Source organism: Paenibacillus mellifer (assembly GCF_023195895.1).
In the GTDB taxonomy this organism is placed as follows: domain Bacteria; phylum Bacillota; class Bacilli; order Paenibacillales; family Paenibacillaceae; genus Fontibacillus; species Fontibacillus mellifer.
The window spans coordinates 55,430-77,415 of sequence record NZ_JALPRK010000013.1; the positions used below are offsets into that span (position 1 = coordinate 55,430).

Below are 21,986 nucleotides of genomic sequence, written 5' to 3' on the forward strand. Positions count from 1 at the left end.
AGTCCAACGGAGGTGTATCAGGGTGTTGACCGCAGAGCGTTATATGGTACTGCTTGATCATTATTCCAAGATAGGCGGCGATTGGGCGGAGCCCCGCGAAATCGAGGTGGCGCTGGAGGAGCTAACGAAGCTATTTCATTGTACGGAGCGGAATGTGAAGCTGATTATCCGCAAGTTACAGGAGGAGGGTCTCATCGAGTGGTCACCCGGGCGAGGGCGCGGGCATCGCTCGCGTTTGGTTTTTCGGGCAAACCGGGAGAATTTCATCATCGAACTAGCCCAAAAACTAGCGAAAAAAGGGGAATACCGGTCAGCCTTCGAATTCCTGCACCAGCATGAGGGAGACATCCATGCAAGGGAACGGTTCATTCAATGGCTCAATGACCAGTTTGGCGTGGAAAAGCAGCTGGCCGCGGGCCAAAGCTGCCGGGACATATTCCGCCTGCCGGTGTACAAAGCCCCGCTTACCTTGGATCCCGCTCATTTGTTTTACGGCTTCGACTCCCATCTCGTGCGTCAACTCTTCGACCGTCTAGTTCAATATGATCAAAACCAAGGTCAAGTCTCCGGCATGATCGCGCACAATTGGGAGTCCAACGAAACAGGCACCTCCTGGACGTTCCACTTGCGCAAAGGCGTTCGTTTCCATCATGGAAAAGAGCTCACCGCCGAGGACGTCGTCTTCACCTTTTCTCGGTTAAAGGAGAATTCAACGAACCGTTGGCTCATGTCGACCTTACAACGTATCGAAGCACTGGACTCGCGAACGGTCGTGTTCACGTTGCTTCAACCGAATTGGCTGCTTCCCCGCCTGCTCTGCTCATCTTGTGCCTCCGTCCTTCCTGCCGATTTACTCACCAAGGACGAAACCGCATTTTGGCAGTTTCCGAGCGGGACCGGCCCTTTCCGGCTTACGCATTGGAGCCCGAACCGGATGGAGCTTGAAGTACACGCCGGATATTTTCTCGGTCGACCTTATTTGGACGGCGTAACCCTGGTCTTCCTGCCTGACGATATCCCGAATTCCTCTAAGCTGAAGTGGGAGCAGCTGATTGTTAACGATTCGCGAGTTCCCGCCCGGGCTGAAGACGATTGGAAACGGATCGAGACGTTAAGTCGAGGTTGTAGTTTGATCTCCTGGAACCGCAATCGACTTGGACCGCAGCAATCGCTGGCATTCCGGCAAGCGGTGAACCTGGTGATCGACCGCCCCGGAATGATCCGAGCTTCCGGTAAATCCGGTTATCCAGCGCGCAGCTTCCAGCCGACCGAAGACACGACGCTCGGGATCCACCGTCACGACCCGGCGGCTGCCTGCCAGCTGCTGGAGGAAACCGGATATACGGGCGAGCCTATCCGCCTTGCAGCCCATCATCTCGAACGCGAGGAAGCCGAATGGATTAAGTCGCAATGTGCGGGGATCGGAATACCGGTTGAAGTGATGTACCACAGCAAAGCGGAGATGGCGAAATCGGCTGCGCGGGAATCCGATGCGATCCTGATGTGCCTCGTATTCGCGGAAGATGAGGTATGTGAGCTGGAGAGCTATTTGCAGGAAGACAGCTTCATCCGGCTGCATATGCCACCGGAGTTGAGCCATTGGGTGTTCTGTATCGTGGATGAGGTTTTTGCGTCGAGCAGGCCCGAGAAGCGTCGAGCGCTGCTGCAGCAGATCGAACTTCGGCTGCAGGAAGAGGCGCAGGTCACCTTTCTGGTTCATGGTATGTTGAACACGTACGTTCACCCCTCGATCCGCGGACTTGTGATTAACAACCTCGGTTGGATGGATTTCAAGGACATCTGGCTGACCTCCGCTCCCACAGCGAGATAAACGGATATAACAAAGCGTTTGGCATTAAGCCAAACGCTTTGTTGTCTATTTGAATACCTTCATCCGGCTGTCGATTGGGGCAAACTCTTTGTTGCCTGCCGGAGCTTCGATTTTCCCAAAAGGCATCTGCGCGATCAGCTTCCAGGTCTCGGGGACGCTCCATTCCTTACGCACCTCATCATCAATCAACGGATTATAGTGTTGCAGGGACGCGCCAACGCCTTCATCCGCCAGGGCCGTCCAAACTACATACTGCAGGAGACCGTTGGATTGCTGCGCCCAGACGGGGAAGTTGTCCGCATAAAGGGCAAATTGCTTCTGCAGTCCTTCGATTACCGCCTGATCCTCAAAGAACAATACGGTACCGCGGCCGCTGCGGAAGGAAGCCATCTTCTCTTCCGTCGGACCCAAGCTGTCCGCCGGAACAACCTTGCGCAACGTCTCTTTCGTGAGGTCCCAAAGCTTATCATGTTGCTCATTGAACAATACGACAACCCTGCCGCTTTGCGAGTTAAAAGAGGATGGCGAATAGAGCACCGCATTTTTCACGATTTCCTCGATTTGATCCTCAGAAATCGGAATATCCTTCCCGATGGCATAAATACTTCTTCTCGTTTTGACGGCATTCCAAAAATCGCTCATTTCATCTGTTCGCTCCGTTTCTGCCTGGATTAGGTGTGGAACCCCTCTTAATGTGTCCCATCGGTCGATAAACCAATCCGTCTCGGAGCAGCTTCCATTTACTCGCTAATTAGCTTTAATCCCATTGCGGCGCCTAAGATGAATGCAATAAACAACAATCGACGCCACTCACGGGATTCCCCATACAGGATCATCCCCGCGACGGCACTTCCCGCCGTGCCAATTCCTGTCCATACCGCATAAGCCGTCCCCATGGAGATCGTTCGCATCGCCAAGGTCAGGAACAAGAAGCTGAGCAGAAAACCGCCGGCCATCCAGGCATATGCTCCTAAGCTCTTGCGGGTATTGATTTTGTTAATCCCGATCACGCCCAGTACTTCGCCAAATCCGGCAACAACCAGCAGAATCCAATCCATCGGTTAGGCCCTCCCTTCCTGCTGCGACTCGCCATCAGTCACCATCTTCAGGCCGACGACGCCGACAAGCAACAGCAGAATGAGCATCAGCTTGACCCAGCGGAACGGCTCTCCAAACAACACCATCTCCGCGATCACCGTACCGGCCGTGCCGATCCCTGTAAACACGGCATAGACCGTTCCGATCGGCAGGCGTCGTCCAGACAGAATAAGCAGATACATGCTCATCACGATGCAAACCGCCGTACCGCCCCAACTGAGCACATCACTGGCATGCTTCAAGCCAATCACCCATCCAATCTCAAATATGCCGGCAATGCCAACTAACCCCCAATCGCGTTTCATGCTGCAAGATCCTCTCCTTCATGAAAAAAAATAAAACCCGAAAGATATCAAAAAGCGATATCTCCCGGGCTTTTGTCCCTCCGTGTCCACGGCACTTTCGGCGGCCGTGCGTTCCCTCTTGGACCAGCCCGGCTCATATATCCGCCGCGGAACCCTAGGCAACGATTCGTTTGCTATCTTAACCGATTCTCGGTGTTGGGTCAAGAAGGGTTCATACTTGTAAGTTATAATCCGATCGACTAACATGGATATTGTCATGGGTTTATTTCGAAGATTTTGAATCAGCTAAGGAGTGGTATCAATGAGTGCTCAACTATTTTCCCCGTATACGATCAAACAGGTCACCTTTAATAACCGGATCGTTATGTCTCCGATGTGCCAATATTCTTCCCCGAACCCGGACGGAAAAATCGACGATTGGCACCGGGTACATTATGCGTCCCGCGCCGTCGGCGGTGTTGGCTTAATCATCATCGAAGCGACAGCCGTCGTGCCGGAAGGCCGAATCACCTATAGGGATCTTGGCATCTGGAGCGACGAACACGTAACCGGATTGAAGGAACTCGTCCAACTCGCGCACCAAAATGGCGCCAAAATCGGTATTCAGCTAGCTCATGCCGGACGGAAAGCTGAGCTCGTAGAGACGATCATCGCCCCGTCGGCCATTCCGTTCCCGGAGAAGAAAACGCCGAAAGCCGCCGATGCGGACGATATTCGTCGGATTGTCGAAGGCTTTCGCGATGGCGCCCGCCGCGCTAAGGAGGCCGGATTTGACGTCATCGAGATCCATGGGGCTCATGGTTATTTACTGAACGAATTCCTATCTCCACTGACCAATCACCGGGAAGACGAATACGGCGGAAACGCCGACGGTCGTTACCGGCTGTTGAGTGAAGTGATCGAAGCGGTAAATTCGGTTTGGAACGGCCCGCTGTTTGTTCGGGTTTCTGCGAATGAATACGATCCCGAGGGCAACTCCCTAGAGCAATATATTGATTATTCCCGCCGTATGAAGGCGCAAGGCGTTGATTTAATTGATTGCAGCTCAGGCGGATTGGTTCCGGCGCAAATCCGTCCGTTTCCAGGATATCAAGTGAACCTGGCCGAGCAAATTCGCCGTCAGGCAGAAATCGCTACCGGTGCTGTTGGCTTGATCAGCGACCCATCTCATGCCGAAGAAATTCTTGGCAATGGAAGAGCCGATTTGGTATTCCTCGGCCGCGAGTTGCTGCGCAACCCTTATTGGCCGTACGATGCTGCCAAAGCTCTGCGCACGTCGCTTGAGCGTCCGGTTCAGTACCAAAGAGCTTAAAACTAACCGGTGGCTGGACCCGTTATCGCGTTACGCGAGCGCGGGTCCTTTTGTTTGCTGGTCAAGGTCCGCGGTTGACGATATACCGGATTGTCAAAACCTGACTTGGTTTTCGCGCAGCAGAGTTTTATAATTTGAAGAGTGAATTTGTCCATAGACTAAGGAGCTGTTCTTGATATATGAGTTATCGACCTCATCCTAAAATTCTGATCATGACGGCGGTGGAAGCCGAGCAACAGGCGGTCTTGCGCGGACTCGGCGGTTACGAAGGCGCCGAAGTGCGACTGGCCGGCGTGGGTCCGGCGTCAGCGGCGGCGGCAACGGCGGCCGTGCTGGCCCGTGCCGGCCAAGCTGCTGACGGCGGCGCATACAGCCTCGTCCTCAGCGTAGGGATCGGCGGCGGATTCGCCGGAATCGCCAGCGTTGGCTCGCTCGTGGTGGCGAGCGAAATCATCGCCGCTGACCTCGGCGCGGAGACGCCTGACGGCTTCGCCGGAGTGGACGAGCTGGGATTCGGCTCGCCCCGGATCGCCGTAGCGGACGAGCTAGCAGCTCGCTGGGCGGATGCGCTGCGAGAAGCCGAGCTGCCGGTCCACCACGGTCCGATCCTGACGTTATCCACCGTCACTGGAACGGCGGAAACAGCTCAATCCCTGGCTGAGCGTTATCCTGGCGCCGGTGCCGAAGCGATGGAAGGCTTTGGCGTTGCCGAGGCCGCCCGTCAATTTGGCATTCCCGTGCTGGAGCTGCGTGCTATTTCCAACGCAATAGGCCCACGCCAGCGGGATTTGTGGAAGATCGGCGATGCCCTGCAGGCTTTAGAGCAAGCCTGCGCTAAACTACCGGAGGTGCTGCAATCATGAATATCGCTTTTTCCCCTTGCCCTAACGATACCTTTGTGTTCCATGCCTGGGTGCATGGTTTAATTCCCGGTGCGCCCGAGCTGGACGTCACTTATGCAGATATTGATATCACGAACGGGTGGGCGGCTTCCGGCACCGGGCCTGAGGTGCTGAAAATCTCCTACGCCGCCCTTCCTTGGGTGTTGGACGAGTACGCGCTTCTCCCTTGCGGCGGGGCACTAGGCCGGGGCTGCGGACCGCTGGTTTTGACGGCAGGCGCAGCCTCACCTTCCTCCCTGTCGGGTCGCCGCGTTGCGGTTCCCAGCGAACGGTCCACCGCCTATCTGCTGTTCCGGCTATGGGCAGCGCAGCATGTTCCCGGCGGAATCGGCGAGATCCTCGTTATGCCGTTCGATGAAATCATGCCAGCTGTGAAGCGCGGCGACATCGACGCCGGCCTGGTGATCCATGAAGCCCGCTTCACCTATCAAAATTATGGGCTGAACCTGCTTCAGGACCTGGGGAACTGGTGGGAAGCCGACACGGGTTTGCCCATCCCGCTTGGCGCCATCATTGCCCGTCGTTCGCTAGATCTTGCCGCGATTGCCCGCTGGACGCGGGAATCCGTGGAATACGCCTGGGCACACCCGGACGCTTCGGCCGCTTATGTATTGAGCCATGCGCAGGAGATGTCGCCCGAGGTCACGCAAGCACATATCGGACTGTACGTTAACCCGTACACGGCCGATTTAGGCGATGACGGATACGCGGCGATCCGCGGGCTGCTGGATCGGGCGGCTGCCGAAGGATTGGTGCCGAAGATCGATCCGGCCAAGCTGAAAACTAGCTGGTAAGCTAGCCGTTACTGTTTCGGAATAGCGTGTCATAGTAACGCTATCGAAGGATTGATCTGATTTTTGCGCAAAGATAGCGATGTTTCATCACCTTATTTATCGAAACCACAGTTAAAATCCACCCTTTTCCGAAATTACAAGATGATTTCTTCACTCTATTTTTCGCCAAAGTCTGGATTTTTCGCAAATAGCGTTACGATATCACCTTAACTGGAATTAAAATCCGGGTAAACTAAAAGGAGCCGATTTCGGCTCCTTCTTTGCTACTATTCTCGTAACCTTACGCCCCACCGCCGAACCGTTTGCGATACCCGCACTTCCGGCATAGCTCCTCCACCGCTTCGCGCCGGGAGAACCCATCGTAGAGTCGGTTCGCTCGCTCACCTTCCACAATCTCCGAGAATGGTGTCTGATACACATTCCCAAGGTTAATAACGCCTTCCCCATCCAGACAGCATGGGATCACCGTTCCATCCACTAAAATCCCGGCCTGGTTGCGCAAAGCATGGCAGAAGCCCTTTCCATCATCCTCCGGCGCCCGCAGATCCGGCCATTCAAATTCATGATCCTGGTTAAGATATATCCGCTCGGCTAACCTAACGCCGCTTCCGGGCATAACTTTCTCCTCGATACGGTAATCGAGGTTGAATTCTTGTTCGATGATTTCAAGGGTCTCACGATTGCGCATGCACTGGAGGTTCGTTTCATTGTCCTGGGTCAAATTCCATAGACGGAAGGAAACAATGAGATCCGATGAAGCTACCGCTTCCCGGACGAAAGATAACACGCTCTTCAGGTAACCTTCCCGGTCGGTTGAGCCTTCATGTCCGTCAAAGCTATGCAGCGAGAAATTCATCTGCCGCAGCGCCAGCTTGCCCAGCAGCTTATGGCGAACTTTGGGAAGCAGCGTACCGTTGGTTGTAATGTTCACCTTAAAACCTTTTTCATGGCTGATATCGAGCAACTGGTCGATCTTGGGATGCAGCAATGGCTCGCCTTTTACGTGAAAATAAATATAGTCCGTATGCGGCTTGATGTCGTCCAGAATCTTGCGAAAATCCTCAATTTTGATAAACTGCGCCTGACGATGGGTCGGCGGACAGAAACTGCAGGCCAAGTTGCAGATACTGGTCGTTTCAATGTAGAACTTTTTAAACTTTTTCATGGTGACCTACTTTGTTAAAATTTTTAGTTTATGTCCTATTCTATCAATTTATCGGGATCAATAAAAGTGCATGTGATCTTTCTCCGCTTTATAGTAATCTAATCGGTCCTTTAGCGTGCCGGTGTGGAATTCGAACATACGCCCATCGGGGTCCAAAAAATAAATCGACTTCTGATCCCGAAGGTCTCTCTCGCGTCCCGGCAGCATTTCAACGTTCAATTCCCGAAGACGATTCATGTAAGCCGCGAAATCCCTCTCCTCGATCGTAAAAGCGATATGGGTATAGGTACGATACTCCTTACTGCGTGGAATGTCCTCCTGATTCAGTGCAATCCATAGCCCGTCCAAGTCAAAATAGGCCAGCTTGCGGCCTTTAACTAAAGGGATTGCCCCAAAGACTTGCTCATAAAACGCCGTGGATCGATCCAAATCGGATACGGAAAAACAGAAATGATTAATGCCCTTAACCTTCAACCGAATCCCCCCTATCAACTTATGGCTTGGGCGGTAATTTGCACGTTTTCCAGAATAATCGGCGTGCCTGCGACTATCATATCCTGACCCAGCTCCAACGTCAAAGACTCGGGCGCCAACGTGTACAACCGACCTTCCTGCATCATGCCGTTGATGAAGAGATTAGCGTAGGAGCCCGCGCCGGTTCCGGCAAAAGCCAACGGCTGGCTGCCCTTATCATCCGTAAACTGATTGGCGGGAATGTCGACGGTTCCGGTCAAATCGGCTGGAGGCGCATAAAAGTAGCGATACACAACGGTACTCACAAGAATGGCGCCCACAGCGGGTCCAGGCGGCCCTTGCGGTCCCTCGGGACCTACTGGGCCGGTCGCCCCCGGCGCGCCTTGCGGTCCCTCGGGACCTACTGGGCCGGTCGCCCCCGGCGCGCCCCTCATCTCGGCCAAGGATATTTCTCTACCGTGCGTGTCCGGGATTAGCCCTGTCGCGGGGGCCTGGCGTTCTATCCGTCGCAGCTCCTTGCGACAGCGCTCCAGAAGCCGCGCGGATCGACGGAGCTGTTTCCGCGGAGCGGACACGCTTCCCTTCTTCCGGCGGCGGCGTCCCCTTGCTGGGCATTTCTTTCCCTTTTTAGTCGCAGCCCTCCGTTGATGAACACCAATAGCCCCAACAAACACCTCTTGTTCAGTCCCCATCCAACTCTTCCCCCTGACCGACCTAGCCCTTTCTTACCTTCTTTCGTATCTTATGAACAACAGGCTAGGTACGCATGGGCGATATACTCGACCGAAATGCTCCTGAAAATCCATGTTCAACGGAGGCCTTACGCCGTTTCTATTAATGCGATCACAACATTAGATATGATGTATCGAATCTCTCGATACCCACTAAGATTAGGAGGTGAACATGCGTGCCTGTGATAAAACCTGTATTTACCGCAGTAGCTTCCGTTCCAGTCGCATCCGGAGGTGCCGTCACAACCACCGTGACGCCGGCGGTCACCCGTTACTTCGCCACCTTGACGGCGGGGATGATCGGTGCTGCCGATACGACGATTCCGGCCGCCAGTTTCGTGGACGATGCCGATGGCGCAGTTACGGATTTACCAGAGCTTACCGGGAGCGATTATTTTAACGTATATATCAACGGTGTAATTCAGCAAGCCTCGTTGTCAACCCTGACGGCGGCTAGCCTGGTGCTGAGCACTGTGGATTTAACCGCCGGGATCCCTATTCAGCTTGAAGTCGGCAGCTTTAGCGGCGTCGCTTCCGCCATCACGACCCAACCGACGATTTCTGCGCCAACGATCACGATCATCACGTAATCGTTATTGACGAGCTGTCCCCCAATCGCATAAAATGGTGCCAACGCAACAAGGCGATGGAGTTCGCCTGAACCGCTCGTTTCGAGCTGATGACTCCTACCAGATCCTCTGGTAGGGGTCTGTCTATTTTCAGGAGGTTGATTGCATTGAACATCCTTGCTTTAATCCTTGGCGGATTCCTTGGGACCCTTCTTCGTTATGGCCTGTCCCTCTGGATTCCAGCTGCTGGAGCTTTCCCTGTACCTATCCTCCTGATCAATTGGGCTGGATGCCTATTTCTCGGCTGGTTGTTTACCGTTGCCGCCATCCGGAACATCCATCCGAGTGTACGTATTGGGGCAGGAACAGGGTTTACCGGCGCGTTTACGACGTTCTCTACTTTCACGGTGCAGACGGTAGACGCCCTAGATTCCGGACATCTTGCGATAGCGCTCGCCTATCTATTATCCAGTTTAATTGGGGGTCTCCTGATGGCTTGGGCCGGGGTCAATTTGGGCCAAAAAATGCGTACCCCTAAGGCAGGTGATCACGCATGATTAGCATCATTGGATTGGGCGGGATCCTCGGGACGCTTCTGCGCTATTATTTGGGACAGTGGGTTTCCTCTCGATCTGCCCATCGAGGTTCGGTTTTTCCTTGGGGAACATGGGTGATCAACCTCAGCGGCTCCCTGCTGCTTGGCATCCTAGCCGGACTGCATGCAAGGAACGCCCTGCCTGACTGGAGTTGGTTGATGCTCGGAACCGGCTTCTGCGGTGCTTACACAACCTTCTCCACCTTTGGTTACGAGACAGTGACGTTAATCGGAAAGGGGTACAAACTTCAAGCCGCCCTTTATGTCCTTTCCTCGGCTCTGCTAGGTATGACTTGTGCTTGGCTGGGCGGTTGGCTGATCGCCTAACAGCAAAGACGTCCAAAACTTAAGGCATACGCCCGTATAACGATCAAGCGTGCCGGCAGCTGCATACTATACAGCAAATCCGCGATCATGCGAGAAAAGGTGATTTCTGTTGGCCAGTTTTCGTAAAGCTTATTTGCTGAAGCAGCGTATTGCTGGAAACATGCTGAAGAAGAACGGAGTCCACGGCGTTGGCGTCGGCCTGCGGGACCCTAAACGCCCCAAACGAGGCGCAGCTATCATCGTTTTTGCCGATGCCTTGTCAACCACCGCCGCATCCAAGAAAAACGCGAAGTCTAAACGCACCCCCTCTTTACCCCGATACTTAAAACCCCGGTCCGGCGTACCGTTTCGCGTCGTCCGTTCTCCCCGCTTCTGCAAGCGAAGCGGCAAGTTCACTCGCCGAATCCGGCCGGTTGTAGCCGGCTACAGTGTCGGCACGGCTGATGCTTCCGGCACGGCCGGCCTCATCGTCAGCAGTGACGCAAACGGATGTAGCTGCTTGATCCTGAGCAACAACCACGTCCTCGCCGATAACAATACCGGGCGTTTCTCCCCCACGCTCCAGCCCGGCGGTGCTGATGGAGGCACAACTGCCAGAGACCGGATCGGTCAGCTGGAACGGGTCACCAAACTGAGCCGGAAACGACCCAATTATCTCGATGCGGCGACCGCCAAGCCATTAAGGCAATCCTTGCTCAAGCCGACTTATGCCGTCTATGGCACCATCCCCGGCCATGTCCGTACCTATAAAGTTGGCGACCGCCTGAAGAAGGTTGGCCGCACAACAGGGGCCGTGACCGGTACCGTGGAATCGATTCATACCGATGTTCAGGTTGATTACGGGGATTACGGCAATTTGGGGACAATCACCTTCAAAGACCAAAGCGTGATCCGTGGCAAGCGTCCGGTTTCGCTGGAAGGGGACTCCGGTTCGGTTTGGCTGACGAGCAAAGGCAATCTCGCAGCAGCGGTCAATTTTGCCGGATCGGAGAACGGGATGCTGTCCATCTCTTATCCCATCGAATGGTTTATGCAGGTGTTCGGCGCTCGCGTTGCTAAACCGGTTAACGGTCGGCTGCTTCGACCCCAAAGAGGCAAAAACGGCAAATACATGTGTACTCGCCCGTTGCCCGCCAAACTTGTGAAATCGCTGCGCCCGATTCAAGCCTCGCCCCGCCCTAAACGGCGGCGTGCATAATAAACAAAGCTCCCTAAGGATGATCCCTAGGGAGCTTACTTGTTATTCCATAAAATCCTTCAGCCGTTTACTGCGGCTTGGATGCCGTAATTTACGAAGTGCCTTAGCTTCAATCTGGCGAATCCGTTCCCGGGTTACGCCAAACTCCTTCCCCACCTCTTCTAACGTCCGCGTCCGGCCGTCATCCATACCGAAGCGGAGCCGAAGCACATTCTCTTCACGTTCAGTCAAGGTATCCAAGACTTCCTCTAACTGCTCTTTCAGAAGCTCATAAGCTGCTGCTTCCGCCGGTGCCGGAGCGTCGTGATCCTCGATGAAGTCGCCCAGGTTCGAATCATTTTCTTCCCCTATCGGCGTCTCCAGCGATACCGGCTCCTGTGCGATCTTCATGATCTCCCGCACTTTATCCGGCGTCAGATCCATCTCCTTGGCGATTTCCTCCGGCGTCGGCTCACGTCCGATCTCCTGAAGCAACTGCCGCGAGATGCGGATCAGTTTATTGATGGTTTCCACCATATGCACAGGTATCCGAATCGTTCTTGCCTGGTCAGCAATCGCCCGAGTGATGGCTTGACGAATCCACCAAGTGGCGTAGGTACTGAACTTGAACCCTTTTGAGTAATCGAACTTCTCCACCGCTTTGATGAGACCCATATTGCCCTCTTGAATCAGGTCCAGGAAGACCATCCCACGCCCGACATAACGTCGAGCAATGCTGACAACCAATCTGAGGTTCGCTTCAGCCAGACGACGTTTCGCTTCCTCGTCGCCGTTCTCGATACGTTGTGCGAGCTGAATTTCCTCCTCTGCAGATAACAGAGGCACCCGTCCGATTTCTTTCAGGTACATTCTTACCGGGTCATCGATTTTAATCCCTGGCGGTAACGTCAGATCGTCGGTGTATTCCATTTCATTATGCTTCAAGTCCTCAGTCATCTTCCAGACCCCCACCCTAAAAAATGAAAAAAATGCGAAAACCATTCTATGTCTCTAGAACCGGTATATCCATTTGACAAATCATTGGTATTATGCTATTATTGAGGAGATTATTGCGTGATTGCTTTTTGAGTGGCTATCCGTCATTTTACCACAGTTCATTAGCTCATACAAGTTTTATTTTTTATTATGTTCATGGAACGAGACGCTGATCCCTAAGGATCAGCGTTTTTTGTGTTCCTCTACTCTTCTTATTCGACAAAGGTTACTCCCGATCCTCCCAAGCCCGAAGTAATGCGCCTTGAAAAATTTCCAACGGCTGAGCCCCGGACACCGCATACTTGCCGCGCAGCACAAAGAACGGTACTCCTCGAATCCCGAGCCGTCTAGCTTCGTCCTCATCTTCGCGGACTTCATCGGCATAAGCATCTTGCTCCAGCAAATCCCGAACCGCGGAGCCGTTCAGGCCAACCTCCTCGGCCAAGCGCACCAGCGTTTCTCGTTCTCCAATATGCAAGGAATCCGTAAAATAAGCTCGGAACAACCGCTCCGTCATTTCCTTCGCTTTTCCCTGCTCCCCGGCATAATGTGCCACTCGATGGGCGTCAAACGTATTTGTCGGTACAATGGTATCAAAGTTATACGTTAGCCCTTCCGCCTGAGCCTGCTGCGCCACATTGCGGTTTGACTCCTGGGCTTGCTCCAAACTAAGGCCGTATTTGACCGCCAATAATTCATGGATGCTCGACTCCGTGTCTTTCGGGGCAACCGGATCCAGTTCAAAGCTGCGGTATACAATTTCGATTTCATCCCGGTAATCAAATAACTCCAACGCCTTCTCCAGACGGCGTTTGCCGATGTAACAAAACGGACAGACAAAGTCCGACCACACTTCGATTTTCATATTAACTCCTCCTTTTACCAAAGATCCTTTACCGAATCAGTCCCCATTCACGTGCCTGCTCCTCGGTAAGGATAAATTGTTCCTGCTCCCAAACCTCGTCCTCTTTCGTCAGACCGAACGAAGTTCTGACCTGCGGCCAAATTCCCTTCTCCACAGCTTCGCTTTGCGTAATGATAATTTTCAAACCGGGTCCTTCCCTCCGTAACATCATCAAGTTTGTCAATTAAGATTACCCGAATCAAAAGCCTCCAAACCTGCCGCAAACCGCTCCTCCATCCCAATCTATGGAGATTATATGCGTATATGCTGCTCCTCATCTCGTGAGATGTGACTTGCCTGTCCAAGGCGGCTATAATAGGACATGAAGGATATCTTTTCCATAAGAGGTGATTGGAATGAAAGTTACTTACTGGGGACACTCCTGCATCCTGGTGGATACGGGGAAGCATCGGCTTGTCATCGATCCATTTCTGACCGGCAATCCGGTAGCCGCCGTCGCAGCCGATGACATTCAAGTCGACTATGTCCTTCTTACCCACGGTCATTCCGACCATATCGCCGATGCAGAAAGCATCGCCCGGCGAAACAACGCCCCGATTATTGCCATCGTTGAGCTCGCCGATTATTTGGCCAATGCCGGACTACAAACCGTAGGCATGAACCTTGGCGGTTCTCGCATATTCTCATTCGGCAAGCTGAAGTGGGTCCCGGCGCTCCACAGTACCTCCGTCAACCAGGACGGCGTGAGCATCTATCTTGGCGTGGCCGCAGGCATTCTGCTCGACCTGGATGGGTTTACGCTCTACCATGCCGGCGATACCGCCCTATTCAGCGATATGAAGTTGGTCAGCTTGCGCCGGCCGGTCGACTTGGCGTTCTTGCCGATCGGCGACCACTTTACGATGGGGCCTGACGATGCGCTGATCGCGGCCGAATGGATTGGTGCTAAACACGTCGTACCTGTGCATTACAATACGTTTGACGCGATTGCCCAAGACGGAGAACGGTTTGCGGCAGAGCTTAAGCGTATTGGTATACAAGGTCATGCCCTGAAACCGGGAGAATCCCTGGATACATTTTAGGCATAGAGCGGCTAAATGACAGCAAGTTGTTGCGATTCCAGCAGCAATTTGCTGTTTTTTAATCCGCCAGTTCCTTCCCCCGCGTCTCGGTCCCAAGTAAGAATACCGCCAGTGCTCCGACCAGAATCGTCACGAAGAACATCCAGAAGATGCTGCCTATTGCAATTTCACGGGCAACCAACATGCCAACCAGGTACGGGGCGATAATGCCGCCGATCCGGCCGAACGAAGCGGCCAGTCCAACCCCGGTTGATCGTACTCGGGTCGGGTACAGTTCCGGTGTGTAAGCGTACATTCCACCCCATGCCCCAAGATTAAAGAAGGACAAGCACACACCGGCCGCAATCAGCATTCCTTCACTTGTCGCATTGCCGAACCAGGCCGCGCTAACCGCGGTTAACAGCAAATATAACACCAGCACGAACTTACGTCCGAATTTCTCGATAAAATAAGCGGCCGTAAAATACCCCGGCAATTGGGCTAACGTCATAATTAACACATATTCGAAGCTTTTGACCAGACTGAAGCCTTTCAGCACCATCACCGAAGGCAGCCACAAGAACATGCCGTAGTAGGAAAAAACGACGGTAAACCACAGAATCCAAAGCATCATGGTCGAGCGGCGGTGTGAAGAAGCCCAAACCGACTTGAACCGCTCCCCGAAGGAAGGCCCCTGCCCTTTACTCTTCCTCGCTTGCTCCTTAAACCGGACCGGATCCTGGATGGACTTGCGCAGATAGAGTGCATAGAACGCAGGTACAGCTCCGATGATAAAAGCCGTCTGCCATCCGTAATCCGGGATAATAAAATAGGAAATCAACGCGGACGCAATCCAGCCTGCAGCCCAGAAACTTTCCAACAGGACGACGGCTCTTCCGCGTTCAGCGGCTGGGACCGATTCGGACACCAACGTGGATGCGACAGGCAACTCCCCGCCGAGGCCAAATCCAGCGATAAAACGCAACACACACAACATGGCAAAGCTCGTGGCGGCGGCAGATAATCCGCTGGCGACGGAGAAAATCAGCAAGGTCCACAGCAATACCGATTTGCGACCAAACTTGTCCGCCATATAACCGGCAATGGCCGCGCCAAAGGCCATCCCCACCGAGTTAATTGCCGTAAAGAAGCCGGTCTGTTGCGGCGTCAAGCTCCATTCCATTGCCAAGGCGGCGGCAATAAACGAAATGATGCCGACGTCCATCGCGTCAAACATCCAACTGAGCCCTGCGCTGAACAACAGCTTCCGTCGTTTCGCCGCAGGGCTTCCAGATATGGCCTGTTCCTGAGCGTTCAAACGTTTCGCCCCCTATCCTTTCTTGTTCTCTCTGTAGCTTATCCAATTAAGCGGCAGATCCATGCTAAGGCGTCATGCCTCTTTTCTTGTTTGATATATTACGGCTTCGTACAACAAAAGCGATTCCCAGAACGAGCAGAAACACGGCATACGAAAGGATCAGTTCCCGAAGATTCACTCCTGGAAAAACAATCGATGCGCTTAATATGCCGAACAGCCAAATGCTCGATAAGTTACCGATCAGATTGGACCAGGTGTATGAACTCAGCTTCAGGTTGGAAATGGCCGACATAAACGAAATTAAATTGTTGGGCATAATCGGAACCGTGCGCAAGAAAATCACCGCCCAAACGCCGTAACGGTCCAGCCCTTTTTGCCATTTTCCGTATTTCTGCAGCTTGCCCATCCACTTGCGGTTAAACCAATCCGCAAAGAAATATCCGCACATCAAATATACAATCATCCCTGCCGCCGTCCCGGCAATCCAGCTTGCCAACAGGCCGTTCATGATCCCCAGCAGGGAAATATGCAGCATGACGATCGTGGCAAATGGAAAAAATCCAAAGATCCCCTGCACCACGGCAAGCGGGATGGTGAGAAGGAGGATGGAATAACCGCCCAGATGGGTCGTCTCCAAAAACCAGTCCGTCAATTGTTTAATCCATTCGTTCAAATGATTCGTTCCCCATTCCCCAAAAACATATTACGGCTGAACACGGTTCCCCAAGATGATGAGATCCCGTTCCACGCCGTCCAAATTGGCTACGCGGGGCAAATGCGCCCACCGTTCAAAGCCAAATTTGCTAAGAAGCTTAAGACTCGGTTCGTTATGTCCAAACACGAACCCAAGCAGCGTATGCACACCGATTCGGGGGCTGGCGTCAATCGCCTGATTCAGCAGGATTCCGCCGATCCCTCGGGATCGGTAGGCTTCGGTGATGTAAATGCTGATCTCCGCCGTCCCATTGTAAGCCGGACGACCGTAGAAAGATTGAAAACTGAGCCAGGCGATGATCTGTCCGCCGGATTTCATGACCCATAACGGCCGGAAATCGGGAGAATGCTCGTCAAACCACTTCCGTCTGGCGTCGACGCTCACGGGCTCTAAATCGGCCGTGACCATCCGTCCGGCGATCGTTTCATTGTAAATGGCGACGATGGCCGACAAATCCTCGGGGAGCGCGTCCTCAATCGTATAGTCAAAATTCAATTGTTCTGTCATATGTACGTGCTCACGATCCTTGAATGATTTTATTGTAGAGCTTGATCATGCTAAAATGCATGCCTTCATGATACGTCGTAAAGTTAATCAACTGTCCTACGTTTTCGATCCGGTAACCGCTGGAGGTCGAATAAGGCTCGATGGGTTCCTCAAGTTGTCCGGCTAATACCCTTTTCACCCGTTCGGGTTGTGCTTCCAGCACCCCTAGAATGTCGTTCAAACCTGGACTTTCCGAGGTCCATTCCAACGGGGACGTCCCATTGGCGAACAGCTCTTGATAGATCGCCGGAAGCTCAGACGTTCGTCCTGTAAAGGTAAATGCATATTTATCCGTGACTAAGGCAAGATGTCCCAAATTCCATAAGATATGATTGCGGAAACCTTGAGGGACAACCAATACCTTCTCCTCTGGTAAGGTTATAGCCAGCTTCAAAGTTTGAGTGCGTACGAATTCAAGCTGCCGCCAAATCGCTTGTTCCATCTTCTTCCCCTCCTAGTCCGTTTCGTGTTTAATCTGAACGTAGTGTTCCACCGTCGGGAACGGATCGTAAAAATGATGAAGCAGCGCCTTCCATTCCTGATAATCAGGTGATTGGCGAAACCCGACCTCATGCGCGGTAATCGACTGCCAACGCACAAGCAGGATGTATTTGTTCTCCGTCTCCACGCATTTATGGAGCTCATGTCCCAAATAACCGTCCATCCGGCTGATGATTTTGGAAGCCTTGCGGAACTGACTTTCGAAATCATTGATCGTGCCCGGCTTAACTTGCAGTTGAGCTACTTCAAGAATCATCCTCTGCCTCCCCTCCGTTCAACTGATTATAGCACGGACTTAACGCTTTATGAATCCAAATTGCGGCAATTGAACCTTCCCCCATCGCTACGCTGACTTGTTCGGCATGAACACCCAAATCGCCGGCAGCCCAGACGCCAGGTACGCTCGTTTGCTTCGTGCGAGGGTCGGTTTCCACGTGGCGATTGTTGGAAATGGTTACGCCCAGCTGTGCCGCTAACCCGGAGTGAACCTCGTTGCCGCCAAAAGCGATAAATCCTCGTTCAGCTGCGAAACTTCGACCATCCTTCAGCATCACGCTGCGGATAAAACCTTCGGTGTGCTGCACCTCGGCGATTTCTCCTTCCTCGTAGCGGATCCCCCGTTCCGCCATTTGGTGCAGCAGTTGCGGCGCAACGTCCGTCCGTTCGTGATTGATATAGGTTAAGTCTCGGGTACGTTCCGCCAATAGAAGCGCCATCTCCGCCCCGGTGCGGCCGGCGCCCATTAATACCGTTTTCCGGTCTTGGATCTCGTACCCGTCGCAATCCGGACAGACGTACACACTGAGCCCTAATGTGGGTACCATACCTGGGACATCTGGAAAACGATCAAGTACGCCGGTGGCCAAAAGCACCGTCTTACCGGTATACCCCGTTCCGCTTAACGTGTCGACCTGCAACCGTCCTTCCCGTTTCCGGGCTCCTTTCACCGTATCCAGCACGAATTCTACACCGTAGGATTCCGCTTGTCTTCTCCCCCGGCTGCGGAGCTCTTGACCGGAAATCCCATCGGGAAAACCTAACAGGTTATGATACTGCTGACATAACGTCGATCTCCCAAAACCGGCGTCAATAACCAGCACTCGGTGCGCCGAATATCGCCCTAATTGGATCGCAGCCTGCAATCCGGCAATTCCGCCTCCTATGATTATGCAATCATAAACCTGGGTTGGTTCCATTTAAATGTCCCACTTTCCGCGTGAAATGAGTTGATCTTATGAAATGAAGTTCATGCATAGCCGCATTCCCGTCAGGAGAAATTAAGCGTTAGAAACAAGGAGGTGTCAGGCTTGGACAAGTTTCTCGTCAAATTGCTTGGTAACGGGGTCATCCTCATCACCATGTTGATGATCTTAAGCAACGCCTCATTCATTTCGGCGCTGCTGACAGCTTTAGCGTTGTCCATTTTAGCCTATTTATTCGGGGATCTCTTCGTCCTTCCGCGGACGAACAATACGATTGCGACCCTTGTGGATGCGTTGCTCGTCTTCGTCTTTCTGTGGGCGATCGCCGCCAATGCGGAGTGGACATTGTCCTTCGGCGAAATGCTGGCGATCACACTGGTGGTAGGCGTATTTGAGTGGTTTTTGCACGGTTGGCTGCTTCGCGATGGAATTCGCCGGGACAGCAGCGTACGGGTGCGCGATTCGCGATAGATGACCTCCCACGAATAAAAGCGCGAGGAAGGAGAGTTTCTCTCCATACTCGCGCTTTCTCATTCTAGAAGTGTGATTTAACTCCCCAGCATCACGCGGTCATCGGACAACTTGTGTCCGCTGATGCGCTCAAATTCGCCTAACAGCCGTTCCATCGTCAAATCGCGTTTCTTCGTGTCGTCCACGTCGAGGATGATGCGGCCGCCGTCCATCATGATCAGGCGGTTACCCAGCCGGATCGCCTGCTCCATGTTGTGGGTGACCATCAACGTAGTCAACTTCAGTTCGCTGACGATCTCCTGCGTCAGCCTCGTCACCAGCTCGGCGCGAGCCGGGTCCAGCGCGGCGGTATGCTCATCGAGCAGCAGTACCTGCGGCTCGGTGAATGTCGCCATCAACAGGCTGAGCGCCTGGCGTTCCCCGCCGGACAACGTGCCGACCTTGGCGCGGAGCCGATTCTCCAGCCCGATGCCCAGCCGGCGCAGTTGCTCCTGGAACATCCCTCGGCGTTTGGCGTTCACGCCGAGCGCAAATCCGCGCTGTTTCCCGCGGGAGAAGGCCATCGCCAAGTTCTCCTCAATCGTCATATGCGGCGCGGTGCCGGCCATCGGATCCTGGAAAACGCGGCCGATCCACTTGCTACGGCGATGCTCGGGGAGATGGCCGATGTCGACGCCGCCTAGGCGAACCTCTCCGGCGTCCGGCTTGATCACGCCGGAGATCATGTTCATCAACGTGGATTTGCCGGCGCCGTTACTGCCGATCACCGTTACGAAGTCGCCCGGGCGCAGATGCAGGTTAACGTCGATCAGCGCGATTTTCTCGTCCGGCGTACCGGGGTGAAACAGCTTTGATACCTCGGTTAACTTCAGCATCAGAACCCACCCCCTACGCTCTTCTGCCCAGGGGTTTGCGCGATTTCAGCCGCGCGCCGGCGGGCGGTCGATTTCTGCTTCATATTTCTTTGCACAGTCGGAAGCACCAAAGCAATGATGACGATTACGGCGGTGATCACCTTCAAATCCGTTTGCTCCAGCCAATCGATCCGGAGCGCCAAGGCCACAACGACCCGGTAGACGATCGAGCCGAGCACCGCCGCCAGCGTTGCCCAAAACACCGTCCGCGCCCCAAAGATCGCTTCCCCGATAATGACGGAGGCCAACCCGATGACGATCATCCCGATCCCGGACGAAATATCGGCGAATCCGGATTGCTGGGCAATCAGCGCCCCGGACAAAGCGACAAGGCCGTTGGACAAACTGAGTCCGAGAATAATGGTATAGTCCGTGTTGGCGCCAAAGCTGCGGATCATTCGTTTATTGTCGCCGGTTGCGCGCAGCGCAAGTCCAAGCTCCGTCCGAAAGAACAGATCAAGCAGCAGCTTGATGGCAATAACGACGATCGGCATGAACACCAGCGGCGACACCGAGCTGAACAACGTGGTTTCCCCAAGCAAACCCACGTTGGGTTTGCCCATGATCCGCATATTGATGGAATAGAGCGCGATCATCATCAATATCCCGGACAACAGTCCGTTAATCCGTCCTTTGGTGTGGATGAGGCCGGTGATGGCCCCGGCGGCCAAGCCGCCAAGGAAAGCCGCGATCGTGGCGATCCATGGCGAGCTTCCCCCCGTGATCATCACGGCCGCGATGGCTCCGCCGGTCGTAAAGCTGCCGTCCACGGTCAGATCCGGAAAGTCGAGAATCCGGAACGTGATGTAGACGCCAAGCGCCATGAGCGCGTACAGCAGGCCGGATTCCAGCGCCCCGAGCAGCGAGTTCAACATGATGAGTACCTCCTCGAGAATTTAGGAGCGAGTGCTGCCTATTCGATCAGATTGTTTGCTTGGTCCGTGATTTGGTCCTTCATGGCGTCCGTTACTTCGATGCCTAGTTCGGCCGCCGCTTTCAGGTTCATGATCAAGTCGAGCTTATCCGGTACGGTCACTTTCAGGTCGCCGACCTTTTTGCCGTTTTTCAACACGTCCACAGCCATTTGCCCTACTTGGTAGCCATGGTCGTAGTATTTAAATCCAATCGTGGCAAAAGCGCCCTTCTCCACCGTATCCCGGTCGCTCGAGAAGAATGGAATATCGTTTTCGTTTGCGACCTGGATGATCGTGCTGACCGCTTCGACTACCATGTTGTCCAGCGTAATGTACAGCGCATCGACCCGGCCAACGAGCGATTCAGCTGCTTGTTTGACTTCCGATGTATTGGTAACCGAGGCTTTAACCAATTTGATGCCGTAGGCGTCCAAAGCTTTCTCGGCATGGTTCGCCATGACGACCGCATTCGGTTCGCCTTGGTTGATGACCAGTCCAACCGATTTCACGTCTTTGAAATTCGCGGCGATGAAGTCCATCAGCTTGGTAATCGCCTCCGGGTTCGTATCCGAAGCGCCGGAGATGTTGCCGCCCGGATGATCCAGATTATCTACCAATTTGGCATCAACCGGATCTGTTACCGCTGCGAACAGAATCGGCGAGTTCTTGACCTGCTGCGCAACGGCTTGCGCCGGAGGCGTGGCGATCGCGAGGACGAGATCGTATTTCTCGCCGGCGATTTTTTGCGCGATGGTCGTATTGTTCGTTGGATCTCCCTGCGCATTGTTGTAATCCAGCTCCAGGTTGTCGCCTTCGACGATACCGGCGTCTTTCAAAGCGGCCAGGAACCCTTTTCTCGTTGCGTCTAGGGAAGGATGCTCCACGATTTGCGAAATCGCGATTTTATAGGAATCCTTGGTTGGCTCCGCTGCATTCCCCGCTCCCGCGGAATTCTCCGTTCCGGTGCCGCCGGTATTTCCCCCGTTGGCTTCATTCCCCCCGTTCCCGTTCGTGTTGTTGCCGCAAGCGACAACGCCTACCAACAGCAGCGACATGGCAAGTAAAACTCCAAGCTTCTTCTTCATATTTCGTTTCCCCTTTCTCTCTCATGAAATGATAAATGATGACCCAGCAAGGTTGGAGCAGTAAAGCATGATCCGATTAACGCTTTTGTCGATAAAAGGATTAAAGTGTCAATGGACA

General features: G+C 53.7%; 28 protein-coding genes and 2 riboswitches. Of the genes, 10 read left to right on the forward strand and 18 right to left on the reverse strand.

Going from position 1 to position 21,986, the window contains the following annotated elements; translation table 11 throughout:
- Positions 1-22 precede the first annotated feature (22 nt).
- Positions 23-1,831: an ABC transporter substrate-binding protein gene (locus tag M0651_RS14625; protein WP_248552484.1), complete on the forward strand. Its 1,809-nt coding sequence runs from the start codon at positions 23-25 to the stop codon at positions 1,829-1,831.
- Positions 1,832-1,876: 45 nt separating this feature from the next.
- On the opposite strand, the gene M0651_RS14630 is transcribed toward M0651_RS14625, so the two are convergent.
- From M0651_RS14630 to M0651_RS14640, 3 genes are all read right to left on the reverse strand, one after another.
- Positions 1,877-2,473: a nitroreductase family protein gene (locus tag M0651_RS14630; RefSeq protein WP_248552485.1), complete on the reverse strand. Its 597-nt coding sequence runs from the start codon at positions 2,471-2,473 to the stop codon at positions 1,877-1,879.
- Positions 2,474-2,571: 98 nt separating this feature from the next.
- The gene (locus tag M0651_RS14635; protein ID WP_248552486.1) at positions 2,572-2,889 is read right to left on the reverse strand and encodes a DMT family transporter; all 318 of its coding nucleotides are present in this window, start codon (positions 2,887-2,889) and stop codon (positions 2,572-2,574) included.
- A gap of 3 nt (positions 2,890-2,892) precedes the next feature.
- Positions 2,893-3,234 carry a DMT family transporter gene (locus M0651_RS14640; RefSeq protein ID WP_248552487.1) on the reverse strand — a complete coding sequence of 114 codons (342 nt, stop codon included), beginning with the start codon at positions 3,232-3,234 and terminating at the stop codon, positions 2,893-2,895.
- 59 nt (positions 3,235-3,293) lie between these two features.
- Positions 3,294-3,403, reverse strand: a riboswitch (guanidine-I (ykkC/yxkD leader).
- 132 nt (positions 3,404-3,535) lie between these two features.
- On the opposite strand from M0651_RS14640, the gene namA reads away from it, so the two are divergent.
- The 3 genes from namA (at position 3,536) to M0651_RS14655 (ending at position 6,242) form a co-directional block, all read left to right on the forward strand.
- Positions 3,536-4,546, forward strand: a complete 1,011-nt coding sequence (gene namA / locus M0651_RS14645; RefSeq protein WP_248552488.1) for an NADPH dehydrogenase NamA — start codon at positions 3,536-3,538, stop codon at positions 4,544-4,546.
- Between the two features lie 179 nt (positions 4,547-4,725).
- Complete coding sequence (locus M0651_RS14650) at positions 4,726-5,409, forward strand: futalosine hydrolase (RefSeq protein WP_248552489.1); 684 nt, start codon at positions 4,726-4,728, stop codon at positions 5,407-5,409.
- Complete coding sequence (locus tag M0651_RS14655) at positions 5,406-6,242, forward strand: 1,4-dihydroxy-6-naphtoate synthase (protein WP_248552490.1); 837 nt, start codon at positions 5,406-5,408, stop codon at positions 6,240-6,242. Before M0651_RS14650 ends, M0651_RS14655 begins: the two co-directional genes overlap by 4 nt.
- Positions 6,243-6,522: 280 nt before the next feature.
- Here M0651_RS14655 and M0651_RS14660 read toward each other — a convergent pair whose 3' ends face one another.
- Genes M0651_RS14660 through M0651_RS24100 form a run of 3 tightly spaced genes read right to left on the reverse strand, consistent with a single transcriptional unit; the run spans position 6,523 to position 8,573 of the window.
- On the reverse strand, positions 6,523-7,407 hold the full coding sequence (locus tag M0651_RS14660) for a radical SAM/SPASM domain-containing protein (protein ID WP_248552491.1): 885 nt from the start codon (positions 7,405-7,407) through the stop codon (positions 6,523-6,525).
- Between the two features lie 57 nt (positions 7,408-7,464).
- Positions 7,465-7,881 (reverse strand): metallothiol transferase FosB, encoded by a 417-nt coding sequence (gene fosB / locus M0651_RS14665; RefSeq protein WP_248552492.1) that lies wholly within the window; start codon positions 7,879-7,881, stop codon positions 7,465-7,467.
- 14 nt (positions 7,882-7,895) lie between these two features.
- Positions 7,896-8,573: a DUF4183 domain-containing protein gene (locus M0651_RS24100; RefSeq protein ID WP_282577923.1), complete on the reverse strand. Its 678-nt coding sequence runs from the start codon at positions 8,571-8,573 to the stop codon at positions 7,896-7,898.
- Between the two features lie 215 nt (positions 8,574-8,788).
- On the opposite strand from M0651_RS24100, the gene M0651_RS14675 reads away from it, so the two are divergent.
- The 4 genes from M0651_RS14675 to M0651_RS14690 all read left to right on the forward strand — a co-directional run bounded on the left by M0651_RS14675 (position 8,789) and on the right by M0651_RS14690 (position 11,301).
- Positions 8,789-9,202: a DUF4183 domain-containing protein gene (locus M0651_RS14675; protein WP_248552493.1), complete on the forward strand. Its 414-nt coding sequence runs from the start codon at positions 8,789-8,791 to the stop codon at positions 9,200-9,202.
- A gap of 43 nt (positions 9,203-9,245) precedes the next feature.
- Positions 9,246-9,308: riboswitch (Fluoride riboswitch) on the forward strand.
- Between the two features lie 40 nt (positions 9,309-9,348).
- Positions 9,349-9,738 (forward strand): fluoride efflux transporter CrcB, encoded by a 390-nt coding sequence (crcB, locus tag M0651_RS14680; protein ID WP_248552494.1) that lies wholly within the window; start codon positions 9,349-9,351, stop codon positions 9,736-9,738.
- Positions 9,735-10,103 (forward strand): fluoride efflux transporter CrcB, encoded by a 369-nt coding sequence (gene crcB, locus M0651_RS14685; RefSeq protein ID WP_248552495.1) that lies wholly within the window; start codon positions 9,735-9,737, stop codon positions 10,101-10,103. The genes crcB (M0651_RS14680) and crcB (M0651_RS14685) overlap by 4 nt, the downstream gene beginning before the upstream one ends.
- Positions 10,104-10,212: 109 nt before the next feature.
- Positions 10,213-11,301, forward strand: coding sequence for a chymotrypsin family serine protease (locus M0651_RS14690; protein WP_248552496.1), 1,089 nt, complete (start codon positions 10,213-10,215; stop codon positions 11,299-11,301).
- A 42-nt stretch (positions 11,302-11,343) separates the two neighbouring features.
- On the opposite strand, the gene rpoD is transcribed toward M0651_RS14690, so the two are convergent.
- From rpoD to M0651_RS14705, 3 genes are all read right to left on the reverse strand, one after another.
- The gene (rpoD, locus tag M0651_RS14695; protein ID WP_059045062.1) at positions 11,344-12,237 is read right to left on the reverse strand and encodes an RNA polymerase sigma factor RpoD; all 894 of its coding nucleotides are present in this window, start codon (positions 12,235-12,237) and stop codon (positions 11,344-11,346) included.
- 265 nt (positions 12,238-12,502) lie between these two features.
- A complete protein-coding gene (locus M0651_RS14700) occupies positions 12,503-13,141 on the reverse strand; it encodes a DsbA family oxidoreductase (protein ID WP_248552497.1) in 639 nt (212 codons plus the stop codon).
- Between the two features lie 28 nt (positions 13,142-13,169).
- A complete protein-coding gene (locus M0651_RS14705; protein ID WP_248552498.1) occupies positions 13,170-13,325 on the reverse strand; it encodes a hypothetical protein in 156 nt (51 codons plus the stop codon).
- A 211-nt stretch (positions 13,326-13,536) separates the two neighbouring features.
- On the opposite strand from M0651_RS14705, the gene M0651_RS14710 reads away from it, so the two are divergent.
- A complete protein-coding gene (locus tag M0651_RS14710; RefSeq protein WP_248552499.1) occupies positions 13,537-14,223 on the forward strand; it encodes a metal-dependent hydrolase in 687 nt (228 codons plus the stop codon).
- Positions 14,224-14,281: 58 nt separating this feature from the next.
- Here M0651_RS14710 and M0651_RS14715 read toward each other — a convergent pair whose 3' ends face one another.
- From M0651_RS14715 to M0651_RS14740, 6 genes are all read right to left on the reverse strand, one after another.
- Entirely contained in the window at positions 14,282-15,439 is a 1,158-nt protein-coding gene (locus M0651_RS14715; RefSeq protein WP_248552562.1) for an MFS transporter, read from the reverse strand.
- Positions 15,440-15,584: 145 nt separating this feature from the next.
- Positions 15,585-16,193 (reverse strand): TVP38/TMEM64 family protein, encoded by a 609-nt coding sequence (locus M0651_RS14720; RefSeq protein WP_248552500.1) that lies wholly within the window; start codon positions 16,191-16,193, stop codon positions 15,585-15,587.
- Positions 16,194-16,223: 30 nt separating this feature from the next.
- Entirely contained in the window at positions 16,224-16,742 is a 519-nt protein-coding gene (locus tag M0651_RS14725) for a GNAT family N-acetyltransferase (RefSeq protein WP_248552501.1), read from the reverse strand.
- A gap of 10 nt (positions 16,743-16,752) precedes the next feature.
- Positions 16,753-17,223: a DinB family protein gene (locus M0651_RS14730; protein ID WP_248552502.1), complete on the reverse strand. Its 471-nt coding sequence runs from the start codon at positions 17,221-17,223 to the stop codon at positions 16,753-16,755.
- A 12-nt stretch (positions 17,224-17,235) separates the two neighbouring features.
- Positions 17,236-17,538 carry an antibiotic biosynthesis monooxygenase family protein gene (locus M0651_RS14735; RefSeq protein ID WP_248552503.1) on the reverse strand — a complete coding sequence of 101 codons (303 nt, stop codon included), beginning with the start codon at positions 17,536-17,538 and terminating at the stop codon, positions 17,236-17,238.
- Positions 17,528-18,478: an NAD(P)/FAD-dependent oxidoreductase gene (locus M0651_RS14740; protein ID WP_248552504.1), complete on the reverse strand. Its 951-nt coding sequence runs from the start codon at positions 18,476-18,478 to the stop codon at positions 17,528-17,530. Before M0651_RS14740 ends, M0651_RS14735 begins: the two co-directional genes overlap by 11 nt.
- A gap of 102 nt (positions 18,479-18,580) precedes the next feature.
- Between M0651_RS14740 and M0651_RS14745 the strand changes: the two genes are divergently transcribed.
- Positions 18,581-18,955, forward strand: a complete 375-nt coding sequence (locus M0651_RS14745; RefSeq protein WP_248552505.1) for a DUF2512 family protein — start codon at positions 18,581-18,583, stop codon at positions 18,953-18,955.
- Between the two features lie 77 nt (positions 18,956-19,032).
- Here M0651_RS14745 and M0651_RS14750 read toward each other — a convergent pair whose 3' ends face one another.
- Genes M0651_RS14750 through M0651_RS14760 form a run of 3 tightly spaced genes read right to left on the reverse strand, consistent with a single transcriptional unit; the run spans position 19,033 to position 21,868 of the window.
- Positions 19,033-19,830, reverse strand: a complete 798-nt coding sequence (locus M0651_RS14750) for an ABC transporter ATP-binding protein (RefSeq protein ID WP_248552506.1) — start codon at positions 19,828-19,830, stop codon at positions 19,033-19,035.
- Complete coding sequence (locus M0651_RS14755; RefSeq protein ID WP_248552507.1) at positions 19,830-20,744, reverse strand: ABC transporter permease; 915 nt, start codon at positions 20,742-20,744, stop codon at positions 19,830-19,832. The genes M0651_RS14750 and M0651_RS14755 overlap by 1 nt, the downstream gene beginning before the upstream one ends.
- 38 nt (positions 20,745-20,782) lie before the next feature.
- Positions 20,783-21,868 carry an ABC transporter substrate-binding protein gene (locus tag M0651_RS14760; RefSeq protein ID WP_248552508.1) on the reverse strand — a complete coding sequence of 362 codons (1,086 nt, stop codon included), beginning with the start codon at positions 21,866-21,868 and terminating at the stop codon, positions 20,783-20,785.
- Positions 21,869-21,986 lie beyond the last annotated feature (118 nt).